General features: G+C 69.5%; 13 protein-coding genes. 8 read left to right on the top strand and 5 right to left on the bottom strand.

Translation table 11 applies throughout. From position 1 onward, the window contains the following. Window positions 1–109: 109 nt before the first annotated feature. Complete coding sequence (locus tag DELCS14_RS07365; RefSeq protein ID WP_013801080.1) at window positions 110–1,648, top strand: IPTL-CTERM sorting domain-containing protein; 1,539 nt, start codon at window positions 110–112, stop codon at window positions 1,646–1,648. Between the two features lie 117 nt (window positions 1,649–1,765). On the opposite strand, the gene DELCS14_RS07360 is transcribed toward DELCS14_RS07365, so the two are convergent. Together DELCS14_RS07360 and DELCS14_RS07355 are read right to left on the bottom strand one after the other, a co-directional pair. Beyond that, window positions 1,766–3,085, bottom strand: a complete 1,320-nt coding sequence (locus tag DELCS14_RS07360) for a serine hydrolase (RefSeq protein WP_013801079.1) — start codon at window positions 3,083–3,085, stop codon at window positions 1,766–1,768. A gap of 109 nt (window positions 3,086–3,194) precedes the next feature. Further along, window positions 3,195–4,067, bottom strand: a complete 873-nt coding sequence (locus tag DELCS14_RS07355) for a hypothetical protein (RefSeq protein ID WP_012206945.1) — start codon at window positions 4,065–4,067, stop codon at window positions 3,195–3,197. A gap of 149 nt (window positions 4,068–4,216) precedes the next feature. Between DELCS14_RS07355 and DELCS14_RS07350 the strand changes: the two genes are divergently transcribed. Beyond that, window positions 4,217–5,119 (top strand): alpha/beta fold hydrolase, encoded by a 903-nt coding sequence (locus DELCS14_RS07350; protein ID WP_043795804.1) that lies wholly within the window; start codon window positions 4,217–4,219, stop codon window positions 5,117–5,119. Window positions 5,120–5,146: 27 nt separating this feature from the next. Here the strand turns inward: DELCS14_RS07350 and DELCS14_RS07345 are convergent, their stop codons facing one another. Then, window positions 5,147–6,586, bottom strand: a complete 1,440-nt coding sequence (locus tag DELCS14_RS07345; RefSeq protein WP_013801077.1) for an alpha/beta hydrolase — start codon at window positions 6,584–6,586, stop codon at window positions 5,147–5,149. 311 nt (window positions 6,587–6,897) lie between these two features. On the opposite strand from DELCS14_RS07345, the gene DELCS14_RS07340 reads away from it, so the two are divergent. Continuing rightward, window positions 6,898–8,568: an ankyrin repeat domain-containing protein gene (locus DELCS14_RS07340; RefSeq protein ID WP_013801076.1), complete on the top strand. Its 1,671-nt coding sequence runs from the start codon at window positions 6,898–6,900 to the stop codon at window positions 8,566–8,568. 6 nt (window positions 8,569–8,574) lie between these two features. Here the strand turns inward: DELCS14_RS07340 and DELCS14_RS07335 are convergent, their stop codons facing one another. Both DELCS14_RS07335 and DELCS14_RS07330 read right to left on the bottom strand, forming a co-directional pair. Beyond that, window positions 8,575–9,825, bottom strand: coding sequence for a YeeE/YedE family protein (locus DELCS14_RS07335; protein WP_013801075.1), 1,251 nt, complete (start codon window positions 9,823–9,825; stop codon window positions 8,575–8,577). A gap of 175 nt (window positions 9,826–10,000) precedes the next feature. Then, entirely contained in the window at window positions 10,001–10,966 is a 966-nt protein-coding gene (locus DELCS14_RS07330) for a sulfurtransferase (RefSeq protein ID WP_013801074.1), read from the bottom strand. A 204-nt stretch (window positions 10,967–11,170) separates the two neighbouring features. Between DELCS14_RS07330 and DELCS14_RS07325 the strand changes: the two genes are divergently transcribed. From DELCS14_RS07325 to DELCS14_RS07305, 5 genes are read left to right on the top strand one after another with little or no spacing between them, the layout of a single operon-like run. Further along, a complete protein-coding gene (locus DELCS14_RS07325) occupies window positions 11,171–12,367 on the top strand; it encodes a multidrug effflux MFS transporter (RefSeq protein WP_043795801.1) in 1,197 nt (398 codons plus the stop codon). 29 nt (window positions 12,368–12,396) lie between these two features. Further along, window positions 12,397–13,371, top strand: coding sequence for a tRNA (adenosine(37)-N6)-dimethylallyltransferase MiaA (gene miaA / locus DELCS14_RS07320; protein WP_013801072.1), 975 nt, complete (start codon window positions 12,397–12,399; stop codon window positions 13,369–13,371). 31 nt (window positions 13,372–13,402) lie between these two features. Continuing rightward, window positions 13,403–14,119 carry an ABC transporter ATP-binding protein gene (locus DELCS14_RS07315; protein WP_013801071.1) on the top strand — a complete coding sequence of 239 codons (717 nt, stop codon included), beginning with the start codon at window positions 13,403–13,405 and terminating at the stop codon, window positions 14,117–14,119. A 19-nt stretch (window positions 14,120–14,138) separates the two neighbouring features. After that, the gene (locus DELCS14_RS07310; RefSeq protein WP_013801070.1) at window positions 14,139–16,706 is read left to right on the top strand and encodes an ABC transporter permease; all 2,568 of its coding nucleotides are present in this window, start codon (window positions 14,139–14,141) and stop codon (window positions 16,704–16,706) included. Between the two features lie 16 nt (window positions 16,707–16,722). Next, window positions 16,723–17,790, top strand: a complete 1,068-nt coding sequence (locus tag DELCS14_RS07305; protein ID WP_013801069.1) for a PLP-dependent cysteine synthase family protein — start codon at window positions 16,723–16,725, stop codon at window positions 17,788–17,790. The last annotated feature ends 2 nt before the right edge of the window (window positions 17,791–17,792 follow it).

Below are 17,792 nucleotides of genomic sequence, written 5' to 3'. Positions count from 1 at the left end.
CAGAAAGTGCGACGGCCTTGGCCACTGAAAGCCAATTCTCAGAATTGCTCAGATTCGCCGGCTAACGGGAGAGGACACTCAGCGCGCCCTGTCTCCACCCCCGTTCCCTATGCTCCCTGGACCCATCACCAAAGCGCTGCTCGTCGGCGCCGCTGCCCTGTCACTGGGCAATGCCTTCGCCTATGAATCCCTCGGCTTCAAACCCAATCTGGATGCCAACGGCTACTGCATATCCACGACTGACACGACGCCTTCATCGCCCAGCTATCTTTTCTCTGCACAGATGACCAGTGGCGTCATCCGCTGCGGAACCGACAGCAGCGGCTGGATGAGCTTTCGCATCAGCGGCGCGGCCTATCCCTTTGCCTCCTGGTCCGTGACCGCTCTCTCCGGAAAGATCAATTTCCAGTCATTCGTGATGCGCAACAGCACGGCCAATCCGTTGCCACTGACCATCACATCGGGCGCCGTGACGTACAGCAAGACGGCGCCTGTGGGCATCTCCACCATCACGCTGGACGAGCCCATCACCAACAGCGGCGCCGTGAAGATCACTTTCTCGGCCACCGACATCGTGGGCGTGGACCTGCAGTCCGTTTCCGTCGAACCCTTCACTCCCCTGAGCATCAGCCCCTCGACCTTGCCCAGCCCCCAGGTCGGCAGCCTGTACTCCCGGACGCTGACGGCAACCGGCGGCCTGGGCGCACCCTACACGTTTGCACTGCAAAGCGGAGCGCTGCCTGCAGGCCTTGAACTGGACCCCGCCACAGGCACGATCAGCGGCATGCCCACGGCCGCAGGCAGCACCTCGTTCACGGTCCGGGTCACCGACAGCAAAGCCAATACGCTGGACCGCAGCTACACGCTCAATCCCATCAAGATCCCCGAGCCCCAGGCAGCCACCGTGACCGCGACGCCGACAGCCGTCGCCGTGGGCGAAACCACTACCTTGGCCCTGAGCGGCGGCATAGGCAATGCCGTCCCCGCCTTCCAGCTCCTGAGCGGGCCATGCACGGTCAGCGGCAACCATCTGACCGGCACGGCCACCGGCACCTGCGTCGTGCGGGGGACCAAGGCCAGCAGCGATCCCTTGAACTACGCAGCCGCAACCGGCACCGTCTCCGTGACTGTTCTCGGCCTCACACAGCACGCCGATGGAACGAGCAGGACACAGTTCACGCAAGGCCAGCCCAATGGCACCTGCACCTTCCGCCATGTCGCATTCACCAGCGCCCTGCCCGGCCCCTTGCCCGCCGGCTTCACAGCCGTGCCCGACATGCCCAGGCCCGTGCTGGAGTTTGAGACCCGGGACTGCACCATCGGCGACACGCTGACCATGCAGGTGACGCATGCAGACGTGCCCGCTGGTGCCGTTCTGCTGAAATGGAAGCCGCTGGCAACGCCTGCCCAGTGGGTGAAGATTTCCAGCTTCAATGGTGGCACTGCCAGCTACACCGTCACGGACGGCGGCGATGGCGACGATGACGGAGCCCAGGACGGCGCCATCCTCGACCCCGTGGTCGTGGCCATGCCTGCGGCAGCCGCCACCACCACCGCGGTGCCCACCCTGTCGCAGTGGTGCCTGATAGCCATGTCGGCCCTGCTGGCCCTGTTCGGCATGACCCGGATGCGGCGCCGCCAGGTCTGACGCATGCGCTCCATTGCGGGCCGTGCCAGGCGGTCAGAAGCCGGCCCGGCCTGCCCACGGGCCGAAGGCAACGTGTTTGCGCACGCTGCCTTTTTTCCTGCCTGCTACCTGTTCCTGCTACCTGTCGCGCACCGCATCGGCCAGCGCCGCCCAGGCCTTGAGCGTCAGCGCATGCGTGAAGGCAGCGCCCGCCACCGGGTGCGATGACAGCTTGACCACCACCATCTGCGCGGCCGGGTTCACGTGGATGAACTGGCCGTGTATGCCGGCGGCCTCGTAGGCGCCATCGGCGTTGTGCAGCACCCACCACTGGTTGCGGTAGCTGTAGCCGGGCCGCGCGGCCTGGATGCCGCGGAACTTGAACTGCTCGCGGTCGCCGCCGCGCGCAATGTCGTCCAGCACTGCCTTGTCGAAGATCTTCTGGCCGTTGAAGCTGCCGCCCAGGCGCAGCATCTCGCCCACGCGCGCCAAGTCACGCGCCGTGGCGTTCAGGCCCGCGCCCTGCAGCGGCGTGCCGGTGCTGTCCACCATCACATAGGCGTCTTCCTGCATGCCCAGCTTCTGCCAAATGTTCTCGCTCATGAGATCGCTCCAGCGCCGGCCCGTGACGCGCGAGACGATCCAGCCCAGCACCTCGGAGTGCACGGTGCGGTAGACAAAGCCCTCGCCATGCGTGCCTTCCTTGGGCAGCGTCTTGAGGAAGTCGTACACATTGGTCGGCCCCGCGTAGCCGGGCGGACGCGGCAGCATGCCCGAGGCCCAGGAGTAGCCGAAGATCTCGGTCTTGGGGTCGGTGTAGTCCTCACGAAAGCGCACGGCGCCCGTCATGTCCATGACCTGGCGCACCGTCATGTCGCCCCAGGCCGAGCCTTCCAGCTCAGGCACGTACTTCGTCACCAGCGCCTGGGGGTCGATGCGCCCTTCGTGGGCCAGTTGCGCGGCCATCAGGCCGGTGAACGATTTGGTGACCGAGAACAGCAGGTGCGGCGAGCTGGCCTGCATCTGGTTCTGGTAACGCTCGAAGACCACCCGCCCCTTGTGCAGCACCACGATGGCGTCGGTATAGGTGCGGTCCAGCCACTGGTCCACGGTGACGGGCTGGCCCTTGTCGTCGTCAAAGCGCAGGCCGCCCAGGGCCATGGGCGCTTCGGGCAGGGCCGAGGGCGCCGCCGCGCCACGCCGGATGTTCTGCGTGGGCTGGATTTCGCGCAGGTGCTGCACCACCCAGCGCAGTTGCGGATAGCGGTAGCCGTTGGACACATCCACACGCTTGTCTGCGGCCGGAGGAAAGCCCTGCATCAGCCCCAGTTGCTCCAGGCGCACGCTGTCGGGCGGCGGCAGCGCGGGCGCTGCGGGGGCCTGGGCTGCAGCCCAGCCGGGCAGCAGCGCCAGCAGGGCCATGGCATACCGGGAACGCCGAAAGAGCGGACTGACCATCGTTGTCTCCTTGGTTTTGGAAACGGCCAGTCTTGCAGAAAGCCCTCGGCCGGTCACGGGTGTTCGCCCACCCGCAGGCCGGCGGGCTGTCGTCTGCGTGACGAAGGTTTCAGCGGCGCATCAAGGCCGCATCGCACCAGCGCTGCGCCACGGCCGGAGAAGTGGTGCAGACCGTGTCGTGCGTCACCGTGGTCACGGCGCGCTCCAGCAGCTGGATGTCGGCCTCGTGCTGGCGCGCCACATGCGGGTCCTCGAAGAAGATCACGCGCTGGCAGCGGCGGTCCAGTACCAGGTCGGCGATCTGCGCATCGCCACCCAGCGGGCCGCTGTTGTAGCGGTCCACCCAGGGCCGGTCCTCGGGCCAGCCACGGCTCCAGGCCATTTCGTTGAGCCGCTGGCCCGTGGTGCCCGTGCCCACGCGCCGGCCAAAGCGCGACAGCAGCTCGAAGTTGCGCGCCGCGAAATCCAGCATGGTGGGCTTGAGCGCATCGTGGGCGATCAGCGCCAGCGTCTGCTGCGCATAGTCGTGGAAGCGCTGCGCGCCCGCATCCCTGGGAAGGCCGGCATGGATGCGCTCCATCTCGATCCAGTCGCGCGCCGAGGCCACGGTGGACAGGAAGGGCTTGCCGTGGATCACGCATTGGCGCTTGAGCGCCACGGCCTCGGGGAAGATGGAGGACGGATCGACCGGGTCGGTCAGATAAATGGCGCCGTCAATCGTGCGCTCGTCGCCTTCCACGCCCACCACCTCAGCCACCAGCTTCATCAGCCCGCCTTCGCGGCCATAGGGATAGCGGCGCAGGCCCCGGTAGGACGCCAGCATGCCGGCGGCCTGGATGGCGTCGAAGGTACGGCCCACGGCATGCAGGCCCAGCTGCAGCTCGCGGATGCCGGACTCGCAGGCGCGCAGCCAGCCGAACAGTGCGGCATCCTCGGTTTGGTGGTGGATTCGGTTGGCGGCCAGGCCCAGGCGTATCGGCATACAGGTTCACTCATCAACAGTGGGGAGAGGTCCGCATCGCCTTGTCGGCCCGCGAACCAGCGGCAAGAATAGCGCCAATCCATGACAGCGCCGGCCCGCAGGGCAGCGGCGCTGAACTTTTGGCCGGCCCGTGCATCCATTGTTGCGTCATGCTCTCAATGCTTCCCTTTCTGTGGCCCCGAAGGCGCCTGCACCGGATCACGGCGGCGCTGGGCGTGGCCGCGCTGCTGGCGGCCAGCGGCTGCTCCGTGCTGGACACCAAGCAGCGCGAATGGATCTTCCAGCCCAGCGACCGCAGCTGGCCCGGCGCCAACACGGCCGGCATGGAAGATGTCTGGATCGACATGCCAGCGCAGGACGGCGCCCGCCTGCACGCGCTGTGGCTGCCCCAGCCGGCCACGGCCGGCAACGCCCCCGTGCTGCTGTACCTGCATGGCGCGCGCTGGAACGTTGCCGGCTCCTCGCCGCGCATCCGGCGGCTGCACGAACTGGGCTTTTCGGTGCTGGCCATCGACTACCGGGGCTTTGGCAAGAGCAGCGCCGGCCTGCCGTCCGAGGAATCGGCCGCCGAGGACGCACGCGCAGGCTGGGACTGGCTGGGCCGGCACGCTCCGGGCCGGCCGCGCTTCATCTTCGGCCATTCGCTGGGCGGTGCCATCGCCATCGACCTGGCGCGCAGCGTCCAGGATGAGGCCGGCGTCATGGTCGAGGCCACCTTCACCAGCATTCCCGACGTGGTCCGCAGCTTCCGCTGGGGCTGGCTGCCCGTGGGGCCGCTGATCACGCAGCGCTTTGCCTCCATCGACAAGGTGGCCGGCATAGGCTCGCCGCTGCTGGTCGTGCACGGCAGCGCCGACCCGCTGATCCCTGCCACGCTGGGCCGCCAGCTTTTCGACGCGGCCAGCGAGCCCAAGCGCTTCGTGCTCATCGAAGGCGGCAACCACCACAACACGCAGTCGCGCGCCATGGAGCAATACCGGCAGGCGCTGGACGAGCTGTTCGGGCTGCGCCTGCTCGCACAGGCGCCCACAGCGCCAGCAAGCCCGCGCTGAGCGGCGCAGCCTGCGCCGCCTTCCGCGCTACGGGCAGCTTGCCGCGTTCTGCGAGATCACGGCGCGCAACTGCCGCGTGGTGGTGCTGTCATCCGGGCCCAGCGTGTTGCGCGTGTAGCGGCAGCCATAGGTGGGCGCGGCCACCGTGGCGGCCGTCTGCACATCGTCACCGCCCGGCTTGGCGCCGCCCTGCTCCCACTGCACCATGGCATCGAAGGCTTCCACCTGTTCGGCCACGGTGAAGTCGCAGTGCGATGCGCCGCGGATGGCGCGCTGCACCAGCCACTGGCTCCGGCCCTTGTCGGCCACGCGGCGCTGGTAGATCTGCTCCATGCTGAAGGGCACATACAGATCGCCCAGCGTATGCAGGGTCACCACGGGAATGTTGATATCGCCGGAAGTCACGGGAATCCAGCGCAGGCCGTCGCGGCGCGGCCGGTTGGCATCGGGCGCGGCCGTGCGCTTTTGCGCAGCGGCATTGAGCACGGCCGAGGCCGCTGCATCCCCGTCGATGCGGTAGGTGAAGCGGTTGGTGTCGGTCACGTTGCGGTTCAGGATGCCGTTGACCGAGCCATCGCTGCCGAACACGCCCCAGACCGGCGCGAACGAGCCGCCCACGGCCACGCCCAGATCGAACAGCGGGCGCGGGCCACCCGTGAGGTTCTGGATGACCGACAGATAGGCGCGCCCCGTCGCGGTGGGAGCCGCCGGAAAGGTGGTGAACAGGGCCGAGGTCACCTGGCCCTGGATGGCGGCCCACTCGGTGACAGGGCGCTGGGCCACGCCGGCCATGGCCTGCGCGGTGACCTGGGCCGCGGCGAAGTAGTCGAACAGTTCGGTATCTCCCGTCACGCCGCACATGGGCACGGCGCCCTGGTAGCGCACCTTGTTCCTCGCGGTGGCCTGGGCCTCGGCCTCGATGGCCGCCGCCGTGACATGGCCGCCCATGGAATGGCCGGTGATGTACAGGCGCTGCGGCTGCGCCAGCGGCCGGCCGTGGGATGCGGCCAGGCGGTTGAAGGCCAGCGCCAGCGCATTCGTGTCCTCCACGCCGGCGCGCACGTCGTAGTAGTTCTTGCTGTAGCTGGACGCCGCCCAGGCATAGCCGTTCTGGATCAGGTACCGGCGTATGGACGGATTGGTGACGTTGAGCGCACTGCCCTCGCCCGCATAGCCGTGGGCATACATCACCAGGCGGCCATTCCAGTTGGCCGGCACCTCGATGCGGTAGGCCGCGCCTTCCAGCACACCGGCCCAGCGGCTGGTGCTGGCGTTGTCGACCACATCGCCCGAAGCGGCGGCCAGCGCGTCGAAGCTGGTGGCCGAAGGATTGGCCGGCGCAAAGCTGCGGCTGTCCTGTGCCCGCGTCTCCTCGGGCGCATCACCGTCCCCCCCGCCGCAGGCCGCAAGGCCCGTGGCCGCCAGCAGACCGAGATACTTCCAACGATTCCAACGCAGGGCTCGCATAAGACTGTCTCCTTGGGATGAAGGTGTTGAGGGAAACGCGCGCAAAAAATCAGGTTCAAGCGGGATTGCCGACGCAGCCTATGCCAGACAACTGGCCCGCCATGCGGGTAGGAACCCGCAAGCAGGGGCTGCCGGCTGTCACCCAGATGACTGTCGCCTTGCGCTAACATCCGCGCTTGCGGTGCAGGCCGCACCCGGACCTGCGGGAAGGGTTGAACCCACCTGTATGCGCCTCCCGGCGTTTTTCTCTTGCCACATGCCTTTGTGCGCCAAGCTGCAGGTCATTGGCCTTCGTGCACGGAGGTATCCCTGTGAAACGCATCCCCGCCCGGCCCGACATGGGCCATCTCAAGAAACAGGCCAAGCAACTGCTGGCCGCCTATCGCGCAGGCTCGGCCCAGGCCATGGAGCAATTGCGCGCCCAACTGCCGGCTGCCCGGGGCCGCACGGATGAGGCGCTGGCCGCCATGGACCTGCGGCTGCACGACGCCCAGTCCGCCGTGGCGCGCGAGCACGGTTTCGCTTCATGGAGCGAGTTGTCAGGCTACGTCGAGGCATGCCAGCGCCTGGCGGCGGACCCCGAGAAATCCCGGCTGCACTGGCTGGCCCTGGTCTATGCCGGCGATGTGGCGGGCGGCACGCACCGCGCGCAGCCCGCGCTGGCCCGGCGCCTGCTGGACGAGCGGCCGGAACTTGCGGGCAGTGATGGCAGTGATCCCTGGGTGGCCTGCGCCACCGGCAATCTGGCCGTGCTGCGCGAGGCCGGGCGCAACGACCCCGGCTGGCTGCGCCGTGCAGGCGGGCCGTTGGCGCTGCCGCCGCTGATGGCCGTCACCCATTCCTGCCTGCTGCGCCTGCCCGAATTCACCGAGCACCTGCACGCATGCGCGCGCTGGCTGCTGGACGCGGGCGCCGACCCGCTGCAGACCATAGGCAGCCGCTGGCCACCCGCCTCGCTGCAGTCCCCCTCCGATACCGAGCGGCTGTCGGCCCTCTATGGCGCAGCGGGCCAGAACCATGATGCGCAACTGACGCAGATGCTGCTACAGGCCGGCGCCGACCCCAACGATGGCGAATCGCTCTACCACTCTCTGGAAGGCACGCCCGCCAGCCGCGAATGCACGCGGCTGCTGCTGCAAGCCGGCGCACGCGTGGACGGCAGCAATGCCCTGTTCCGCGTGCTGGACCTGGACGATGTGCAGGCCCTGCGCCTGCTGCTGGACCACGGCGCCGATCCGAACGAGGACAACGGCCAGGGCGAATGGGGCCGCCCGCTGCTGTGGGCCATCCGCCGGCGCCGCTCGCCCGCCCATGTGCAGGCGCTGCTGGATGCCGGCGCCGATCCGTCGGTCCGCACGCCGCAGGGCCTGCGTGCCGCTGCACTGGCGCGGCGCTTTGGCCTGGCCGACGTGGCCGCCCTGCTGGAACAGGCGGCGGGCAGCGAGCCCACCACGCCGCAGGAGCAGCTCCTGGCCGCCTGCGCCGTGGGCGACGCAGCACAGGCTCGCCGTCTTGCCGCAGCCCACCCCGGGCTGCTCCAGGGCCTGGCACCCGAACAACTGCGCATGCTGCCCGAACTGGCGGCCCTGGCCTGCATGGACGCCGTGCGCTGCATGGTGGAACTGGGCTGGCCCATCGCCGCGCGCGGCGGCGACTGGGATGCATCCGCACTGAACCAGGCCGTGTTCCGTGGCGATGCCGCCATGGCGCGCTTCCTGCTGGAGCACGGCGCACAGTGGACCGAACGCCACGCCTATGGCGACAACTGCGCAGGCACCCTGTGCTGGGCTTCGCTGAACCGGCCCGAATCCACGGAACCCGGCGGCGGCGACTGGCTGGGCTGCGCCCAGGCCCTCATCGACCACGGCATGTCCCTGGCCAGGCCCGACCCCGAGGCGCCCGGCTGCGTGCTCATCGACGGAAGCCGGCAGCGATATCCGGAGGAGATCGCGGATCTGCTGCTGGGTGTGGCTGCCGGCTGAAGGCCCTCAGTCCCGGCTGGCCTGCCAGCGCCGCAGCACGAAACCCGCCCACAACGCCGTGAACACGGCCGCGCCAAAGACCCAGCCCGACAGCGCGCCCGCCATGCTGCCCGACAGCAGCGTGCCGATGGTGCAGCCCAGCCCTGTCATGGCGCCCCAGCCCAGCAAGGCGCCACCGGCCAGGCCGCGTGCCGCATCGCGCCAGGTGGGGCGGCGCGGCGTCCACTGGCGGCTGGCCACGGCAGCGCCCCAGGCACCGGCCACCAGGCCCAGCAGCAGCACGGCATGGGGCGTGAGCAGGCTGTTGAGTACGGCCGTGGCGCATCCGCCCAGGGTATCCAGGCCATGCAGGCGCTCGGGCACCCAGCCGCCCGCCTGGGCCCAGCCGCGCACGGTGCTGCCCAGCGTGGTGGTCACGCCCAGTGGCCGCATGCGCACGATGGCGGCGGCCGCAATCAGGCCCACGGCCAGGCCGCCCAGCGCGGCATTCCAGCGGCCTTGCCACAGTGACAGCCACAGCTGGCGCAGGCCCGGTGGCTGCGCCGGTTCTGCTGCAGGCCGGGGCTGTGCACGGCCCGAGCGCCCATGAATGCGCCAGACCCAGGCCGCCAGGAGGCCCAGCACGGCCAGTTGCAGCGCCAGCGCGCCGCCATAGCCCAGATGGGCCGGCAGCCAGATGACGGGCGCATCGGCAATGGCCAGGCTGTACAGCGGGTTCCAGCTGCGAAAACCGAGCACGAAACCCAGGCCCGTGCCGATCAGGGCAAACGGCGCCACGGGCGAGCCCTCGCCCAGCCGATACCAGTGGGCGCTGATGCACGAGCCCGAGACCGACATGCCCGCTCCAAAGGCCAGGCCCGCAAGGACCAGCACCCAGCTCACGGGACCTATGTGCATGTCAGGCGGCAACTGGCCCGGCTGGGGCACGGCCACCCAGCTGCCCAGCACCACGGTCATGCCCGCCGATCCCACGGCCAGCGCCAGCAGGATGGAGAGCACGCCGCGCGGATCGCCGAACTCGAACCAGTCGCGCGCATGGCAGTAAAAGCAAAAGCGCGAGCGCTGCAGCACCAGCCCCAGCAGCAGGCCCAGCGCCAGCGCAAAGACCAGGGTGCGCCCGCCGCCTTGCAGCTGCAGCTGCGCCGCCACAGGCCAGGCTGCGGCCAGCACGGCGGCCAAGGGCAGCCATCTGGTCCAGTCCCTTGCCCTGTGCCTGCCATTCACGTTCTGCGTGTGCTCACCGGTCACGCTTGTCATTCCTGCCCCCTTTGTTGCCATCCACGCATAAAAAAAAGGGGCCCGCAGTCTGCGGGCCCCAAAGGAGCCGAGCTTTTGCCAAAGCCACTCGTCACCACCCCTGATCCGTCAAACCAAGAGCACCGACACCCCTCGCCCGGCCCCCGCCTTCAAGACAGGTTGATCGACTGCAGAATCATTTCGCGGCCCAGACCGTGCCGGCCGGGTTGTTGATCGGCACACCCACGGAGTTGCCGTACTCGGTCCACGAGCCGTCGTAGTTGCGCACCTGGTAGCCCAGGATCTTGGACAGCGCAAACCAGGTATGGCTGGAGCGCTCGCCAATGCGGCAGTAGGTGATGACGGGCTTGCTGCCGTCGATGCCCACGCCCGCATAGAGCTTCTTGAGTTCTTCGGCGGACTTGAAGCTGCCGTCCTCGCGCACGGCCTGCCCCCAAGGCACGTTGACGGCACCGGGGATGTGGCCGGCGCGGATGGCCAGCTCCGGCACGCCGGCCGGGGCGAAGACCTTGCCCTGGTATTCGTCGGCCGAGCGGATGTCGACGAGCTTGGCGTCGCTGCGCCCTTCGGCCGAGGCCAGCGCATCGGTCAGGCGCGCGCGCAGCGCGGTGTTGACCTTGCCCACACGGTAGGTGGTGGCCGCATATTCCGGGGCGCGGTTGTTGAGGGGGCGGTTCTCGGCCTCCCACTTCTTGCGGCCACCGTCCAGCAGCTTGACGTTCTGCACGCCATAGATGTCGAAGACCCAGGCCCCCCAGGCCGCGAACCAGTTGTTGGTATCGCCGTACAGCACGACCGTGTTGCCTTCCTTCACGCCGGCCTGGGACAGCAGCTTCTCGAACTGCTCCTTGCCCACGATGTCGCGGCGCACCTTGTCATTGAGGTCGTTGTGCCAAGAGAAGTTGACGGCGCCCGGCACATGGGAGCGCTCGTACAGGCCGGGGTTGACGCTGACCTCGACGATGCGCACATCGGCGCGGTTGAGGTTGGCCGCCAGCCATTCGGTGCTGACCAGCGGGCCTTCGGGCACAGGCGCATTGGCATGGGCCGCACCACCGACCAGGGCCACGCTCCACAGCAGGGTGCACGCCCCCTGGCGCAGCGCGGCGGGAAGGGAGGAGAAAGCGGTCAGCGTTGCCATTGCGGTCCTTTGTTCACAGTTGCGTTGATCGGGTTGATTCCTCTGCAATGCAATGTAGGCAGGGCCCGGCCGGTTCCCAACTGCGCAATCCGCAGATGGATATGCACCGCCCGAACATGGACAGCGGCACCCCTTGTTCTCTGCTACCCTCGGTCGCCTATGTCAGCGCCCCTGTCTCCCGCCGCCGCGCAAGCGCAGCCGGCAATGTCCCCCGTCCTGGTCGTCGTCCTGCTCGGCCTGCTGCTGGGACTTCAGCCGCTGGCCACCGACCTGTACCTGCCGGCCCTGCCGTCGATACAGGCGGCCTTCTCCACCCAGGTGTCACAGGTGCAGCTCACGCTGACGGCGTTCCTGCTGGCCTTCGGCTGCTCGCAACTGGCCTGGGGGCCGCTGTCCGACCGCTTCGGGCGCCGGCCCATCCTGCTGGCGGGCATGTCCATCTACGTGCTGGCCGCGCTGGGCAGCGCCAGCGCCGAGACCATGGAGTCGCTGATCGCCTGGCGCGCGCTGCAGGGGGCATCGCTGGGCGCCGGCGTGATGTGTGCACGCGCCATGGTGCGCGACCTGTTCGCTCCGCACCTGGGCGCCCAGGTCATGTCCAAGGCGCTGACCGGGCTGGGCGTGATCGCCTTCCTGAGCCCCGTCAGCGGCAGCCTGCTGGTGGATTCGCTGGGCTGGCGCTCGACCATGCTGGCCCAGGCCGTGATGGGTGCGCTGGCCCTGCTGCTGGTGGCCCTGCGCTTCACGGAGACACTGGCCCGCACCAATCCCACGGCGCTGCAGCCGCTGGCCCTGGCGCGCAACTGGATCACCATCGTGCGCCACCCGGGATTCCAGTCCTACCAGTTGCTGACCTGCTGCACCTATGCGGCCCTGTTCACCAATCTGGCCGCATCTTCCTTCACCTATATCCATGTGCTGGGCGTGAGCCGCACGGGCTACGGCCTGCTGATGGGCAGCAATGCGCTGTGCTACATCGCGGGCACCTTCCTGTGCCGCTGGCTGCTGCAGCGCATGGATGTGCGGCGCGCCGTGCAGATTGCCGGGCTGGCCAGCCTGCTGTCGGCCACGGCCATCGGCATTGCGGCGCTGGCCGATGCGCGCAGCCTCTGGGCCTATGCCCTGCCCTTCTATATCTTCCAGATCGCCCATGGCGTGCACATGCCCTGCGGCCAGAGCAATGCCATCGCGCCCTTCCCGCAGTCGGCGGGCACGGCCTCGGCGCTGAACGGCTTCACCATGATGCTCATCGCCTTTGCCATGGGACACTGGCTGGGCCTGCACCTGGACGGCCAGTCCACCCGGCCCATGGCCTTCGGCATCTGGTTCTGGGGCGTGTGCACGGCCCTGGTCGCCTGGGGGCTGGTGCGCCGCCACGGCCGGGTCGATGGCCACCGCTGATTCCACTTTCCTGCGTTCCCGTTTCTCGAATGTCCACCGCTTCCCCGCTCCCCTGCCTGGCCATCGCCGGCCCCACCGCTTCCGGCAAGACCGCTGCCGCCCTGGCCCTGGCCAGGCTGCTGGCCGAACGCGGCCAGGCCGCAGAAATCATCAGCGTGGACTCGGCCCTGGTCTATCGCGGCATGGACATCGGCACGGCCAAGCCCACGCCCGAAGAACTGGCTGCCTGCCCCCATCACCTGATCGATATCCGCGACCCGCTGCAGGCCTACAGCGCGGCCGAATTCGTGCAGGACACGCAGCGCCTGGTGGCCGAGATCCGCGCGCGCGGCGCCCTGCCGCTGCTGGTGGGCGGCACCATGCTGTATTTCAAGGCCCTGCAGGATGGCATTGACGACATGCCGGCCGCCGACCCCGCCGTGCGCGAGCGGCTGGACGCCCAGGCCGCGCAGATCGGCTGGCCCGCCATGCATGCGCTGCTGGCCCAGGTCGATCCCACCACGGCAGCACGCCTGGCGCCGGCCGACAGCCAGCGCATACAGCGCGCGCTGGAGGTCTGGCATGTGTCGGGCAAACCGCTGTCCAGCTTTCATACGCGGGCGGGCAAGGATGCGGCACAGGGCCTGATCAGCCCCGGCGGCTTCTTCTCGCTGGAGCCGCAGGACCGCGCCTGGCTGCATGCACGCATTGCCCAGCGGTTCGACGCCATGCTGGACGCCGGCTTCATCGACGAAGTGCAGCAACTGCGCGCGCGCGGCGACCTGCACCTGGACCTGCCCTCCATCCGCTGCGTGGGCTACCGCCAGGCCTGGGAATCGCTGGACGGCCTGTACTCCATGAACTCGCTGCGCGAACGCGGCATTGCCGCCACGCGCCAGCTGGCCAAGCGCCAGATCACCTGGCTGCGCAGCATGCCCGCCCGCCATGCCATTGCCTGCGATGCGCCCGATGCCCAGCAGCAACTGCTGCAGGCTGCGATGGCCGTGGTGGCCGCAGCAACCTAGGCCCGCAACGGCTGAACAGGAAACCGCCTTCATGACTGCTGCGCCCCGGGACAACACGCCACTGACTCAGCCGCCGCTGCTTCAGGTCCAGGGCCTGGCGCGGCGCTACCGCAACGACGGCGGCACGGAAACCGCCGTCTTCGAGAACGTGGACTGCAGCGTGGCGCGCGGCGAGTTCGTGGCCATCGTGGGTGACTCGGGCGTGGGCAAGTCCACCTTTCTCAACTGCCTGGCCGGGCTCGATGAATGGCAGCAGGGCCGCGTGCTGCACGAAGGCCAGGACCTGTCGGCCCTGGATGAAACCGGCCGTGCGCTGTGGCGGCGCAGCCATGTGGGCTTCGTGTTCCAGGCCTTCCATGTACTGCCCCATCTGGATGTCTGGCACAACGTGGCCCTGCCGCTGATGCTGCTGCAGCGGCTGGATGCGGCGGGCCGCCAGCGCGTGCAGCAACTGCTGCAGGCCGTCGGGCTGCAGGGGCTGGAGCAGCGCCTGCCCTGGCAGCTCAGCGGCGGCCAGCTGCAGCGCGTGGCCATTGCACGCGCCCTGGTCCACGGACCGGCCCTGCTGCTGGCCGACGAGCCCACCGGCAACCTGGACCCCGGCACGGCCGCACAGGTCATGGAACTGCTGCTGCAGCAGACCCGGGAACACCAGGCCGCCCTGGTGCTGGTCACGCACTCCATCGAGGCCGCTCGCCGTGCCGACCGCGTGCTGCGCCTGACCGCACAGGGCATGCAGCCCGCCTAGCGCCAAAGATCGCCCGCCCATGCTCGCCCTGCTTCGCACCTTTTCCTGGCAGGAGCTGCGCCAGCATCCCTGGCGCACGGCCACCGCCCTGGTGGCCATCATGCTGGGCGTGGCCCTGGGCTTTGCCGTGCATGTGATCAACCAGTCCGCGCTCGATGAGTTCTCGCGTGCCGTGCGCACGGTCAGCGGCCAACCGGACCTGGAGCTGCGTGCCATGCAGGGCGGCCTGCCCGAAACGCTGTATGGCCGTGTTGCGCAGCAGCCCCAGGTCAGCCTGGCCGCCCCCTGGATCGAAGCCACGGCCCTGGCCGGCACCGCCACGCCGGTGCAGTTGCGCGTGCTGGGCGGCGATGCGCTGCGGCTGGCGCCCGTGGCGCCTGCGCTCATGCCCCGGCTGTTCGATGGCGGCGGGCGGCTGGACCTGTTCGCGCCCGATGCGGTCTTCCTCAATGCAACGGCACTCGAAGCCCTGGGCCTGACGCCGGAGCAGGCGCGGCACACGCCTCTGCCATGGCAGCTGGGCGGGCGCGCGCAGACCCTGCGCATCGCGGGCACGGTGGCCGCATCCGGCCCGCCGCTGGCCGTGATGGACATCGGCGCGCTGCAGGACAGCCTGCAGCGCTGGGGCCAGGTGGACCGCATCGATGTGCTGCTGGCCGAAGGCGCCACGCGCGAGTCCCTGCTGGCCGAGCTGCGCCGCCTGCCCGACTGGCCCGCCCAGGCCCTGGCCAGCCGCCCCGGCGACGATCAGCAGCGAATTGCCGAGATGTCGCGCGCCTACCGCGTCAACCTCACGGTGCTGGCCCTGGTGGCGCTGTTCACGGGGGCGTTCCTGGTGTTCTCGGTGCTGGCGCTCAGCGTGGCCCAGCGCGCGCCGCAGTTCGCCCTGCTGGCCGTGCTGGGATTGACGCCGCGCCAGCGCCTGGGCCTGGTGCTGCTGGAATCGCTGCTGCTGGGCATGGTGGGCAGCGCGGCCGGCATTGCGCTGGGAGCGGGCCTGGCCTGGCTGGCCCTGCACCTGCTGGGCGGTGACCTGGGCGGCGGCTACTTTGCCGGCGTGCAGCCCGCGCTGCAGTGGAGCGCCAGCGCCGCGCTGACCTTTGGCCTGCTGGGCGTGGCCGCCACCGTGGCCGGAGGCTGGTGGCCGGCGCGCCAAGCCATGGAGTTGCCGCCCGCCGCCACGCTCAAGGGCCAGGGCGCGGGCTCCGAACGCGCGGCGCGCGGCCTGCCGGCCCTGCTGCTGATGGCAGCCAGCGTGGCCCTGGCCTTTGTGCCGCCCGTGGCCGGCATTCCCCTGGCCGCCTATGCCGCCGTGGCCCTGCTGCTGCTGGGCGGCATGGCCGCCCTGCCCTGGTTGCTGGGCCAGCTGTTGCGCCTGGTGCCGCAATCGCTGCTGCGCCAGCCGCTGGCCCTGCTGCCCGTGGAGCGTGCGCGGCGCATGCGCCGCAGCACCACCGTGGCCGTGGGCGGCGTAGTGGCCAGCCTGAGCCTGGCCGTGGCACTGACCGTGATGGTGGCCAGCTTCAGGGACAGCATGATCGCCTGGCTGGACGCCGTGCTGCCCGCCCCGCTGTACCTGCGCACCGCCGGCAGCGCAGGCCGTGCCGATGCCGCACCCCTGCCCGCCGATCTGGCCGCGCGCATTGCCGCCCTGCCTGGCGCGCAGCGCGCCCAGCCCATGCGCAGCACCAGCCTGTGGCTCAGCCCGGATCGCCCCGCCGTTAGCCTGCTGCTGCGTCCGCTGCATGGCCCCCAGGGCCAGCAGTTGCCGTGGATACAAGGCCCCGTGCAAGCGCCCGCTGGCAGCACGCCCGTCTATGTCAGTGAAGCCGTGGCCCAACTCTATGGCGTGCGGCCGGGCCAGGAGTGGCCTCTGCTGGCCCAGGCCCTGCCGTCCGAAGATTCCCGCGTGTTTGTGGCCGGCATCTGGCGCGACTATGTGCGCCAGTTCGGCGCCATCGCCATGGACTGGGACGACTACCAACAGCTCGCCAAGGGCAGCGCCACCACGGCAGGCCCCACCGAAATTGCCATCTGGCCGGACGGCGACGACACAGCCACGGCGCAGCAGCTTCAGGCGCGCATCCAGTCGCTGATGACCGGGCCGGGCGCCGCGCGGGCACTGGAGTTCGCCAGCAGCGGCGCGCTGCGCGAGCGCTCCATGCGCATCTTCGACCGCAGCTTTGCCGTGACCTACTGGCTGCAGGCCGTGGCCATCGGCATCGGCCTGTTCGGCATTGCCGCCAGCTTCAGCGCCCAGGTTCTGGCGCGGCGCAAGGAATTCGGCCTGCTGGCCCACCTGGGCCTGACGCGGCGCGACATCCTGGCCGTGGTGGCTGGCGAAGGCATGGCCTGGACCACGGCGGGCGCCATCGCCGGCAGCCTGCTGGGCCTGGGCGTGGCCGTGATCCTGGTGCACGTGGTGAATCCGCAAAGCTTTCACTGGACCATGGAGCTGTCCCTGCCGTGGTCCCGCCTTTTGGCGCTGGCTGCCAGCGTGATCGCAGCAGGCACGCTGACGGCCTGGCTGGCCGGGCGTGCGGCTGCAGGGCGCGAGGCGGTGCTGGCGGTCAAGGAGGATTGGTAAGAGGCAGCCTGCGACAATGGCCGCCATGCCGCACACCACCTCTTCCTGGCTGCACGAGGCCATCAACCGCATCGAGGCCGATTACCAGCGCAGTGCCGACACGCACCTGATCCCGCTGCCCCTGCCCGGCTTTGCCGACCTGGGGATCGACCTCTACCTCAAGGACGAATCCACCCACCCCACGGGCAGCCTCAAGCACCGCCTGGCGCGCTCGCTGTTTCTCTATGCGCTGTGCAATGGCTGGGTGCATGAGGGCTCGACCATCGTCGAGGCATCGAGCGGATCGACCGCCGTGAGCGAGGCGTATTTCGCGCGCCTGCTGGGCCTGCCCTTCGTGGCCGTGATGCCGCGCAGCACCTCGGCCGAGAAGATTGCGCTGATCGAGTTCTACGGCGGCCGCTGCCATCTGGTGGACAGCGCAGGCCAGGTCTACGACGAGGCACGCGCCGTGGCCGCGCAGACCGGCGGCCACTACATGGACCAGTTCACCTATGCCGAGCGCGCCACCGACTGGCGTGGCAACAACAATATTGCGGAGAGCATGTTCACCCAGATGCGGCGCGAGCGCCATGCCGTGCCGCGCTGGATCGTGGTGGGCGCGGGCACGGGCGGCACCAGCGCCACCATTGGCCGCTACGTGCGTTTCCAGCGCCATGCCACGGGCATCTGCGTGGCCGACCCCGAGGGCTCGGTGTTCGCCGCCTACCACCGCACGGGCGATTCCACCCTCACCGCGCCAGGCTCGCGCATCGAGGGCATAGGCCGCCCGCGCGTGGAGCCCAGCTTTGTGCGCACCCTGGTGGACCGCATGGAGGAGGTGGCTGACTGCGATTCCCTGGCCGCCATGCGCAGCCTGTCCGCACTGCTGGGCCGGCGCGTGGGGCCGTCCACGGGCACCAACTACGTGGCCATGCTCAGGCTGGCCAGCGAGATGCGCCAGCGCGGCGAGCAGGGCTCCATCCTCTCGCTGCTGTGCGATGCGGGCGAGCGCTACCTGCCCACCTACCATGATGCGGACTGGGTGATGCAGCGCATCGGCGACTGCGGGCCGGCCCAGGCGCGCATCGCGCAGTTGCAAAGCTGATC

It is taken from the genome of Delftia sp. Cs1-4 (genome assembly GCF_000214395.1).
Classification (GTDB): Bacteria; Pseudomonadota; Gammaproteobacteria; order Burkholderiales; family Burkholderiaceae_C; genus Comamonas; species Comamonas acidovorans.
The sequence above is the reverse complement of the archived record's forward strand: the minus strand, read 5'-3'. Positions and strand labels throughout refer to the sequence as shown.

Excerpts from the sequence above, each read along its gene's own strand:
- DELCS14_RS07350 (WP_043795804.1), top strand. The coding sequence starts at position 4,217 with ATGCTCTCAATGCTTCCCTTTCTGTGGCCCCGAAGGCGCCTGCACCGG.
- DELCS14_RS07325 (WP_043795801.1), top strand. The coding sequence starts at position 11,171 with ATGTCCCCCGTCCTGGTCGTCGTCCTGCTCGGCCTGCTGCTGGGACTT.
- DELCS14_RS07365 (WP_013801080.1), top strand. The coding sequence starts at position 110 with ATGCTCCCTGGACCCATCACCAAAGCGCTGCTCGTCGGCGCCGCTGCC.
- DELCS14_RS07330 (WP_013801074.1), bottom strand. The coding sequence starts at position 10,966 with ATGGCAACGCTGACCGCTTTCTCCTCCCTTCCCGCCGCGCTGCGCCAG.
- DELCS14_RS07345 (WP_013801077.1), bottom strand. The coding sequence starts at position 6,586 with ATGCGAGCCCTGCGTTGGAATCGTTGGAAGTATCTCGGTCTGCTGGCG.
- DELCS14_RS07310 (WP_013801070.1), top strand. The coding sequence starts at position 14,139 with ATGCTCGCCCTGCTTCGCACCTTTTCCTGGCAGGAGCTGCGCCAGCAT.
- DELCS14_RS07335 (WP_013801075.1), bottom strand. The coding sequence starts at position 9,825 with ATGACAAGCGTGACCGGTGAGCACACGCAGAACGTGAATGGCAGGCAC.
- DELCS14_RS07305 (WP_013801069.1), top strand. The coding sequence starts at position 16,723 with ATGGCCGCCATGCCGCACACCACCTCTTCCTGGCTGCACGAGGCCATC.
- DELCS14_RS07315 (WP_013801071.1), top strand. The coding sequence starts at position 13,403 with ATGACTGCTGCGCCCCGGGACAACACGCCACTGACTCAGCCGCCGCTG.
- DELCS14_RS07360 (WP_013801079.1), bottom strand. The coding sequence starts at position 3,085 with ATGGTCAGTCCGCTCTTTCGGCGTTCCCGGTATGCCATGGCCCTGCTG.
- miaA (WP_013801072.1), top strand. The coding sequence starts at position 12,397 with ATGTCCACCGCTTCCCCGCTCCCCTGCCTGGCCATCGCCGGCCCCACC.
- DELCS14_RS07355 (WP_012206945.1), bottom strand. The coding sequence starts at position 4,067 with ATGCCGATACGCCTGGGCCTGGCCGCCAACCGAATCCACCACCAAACC.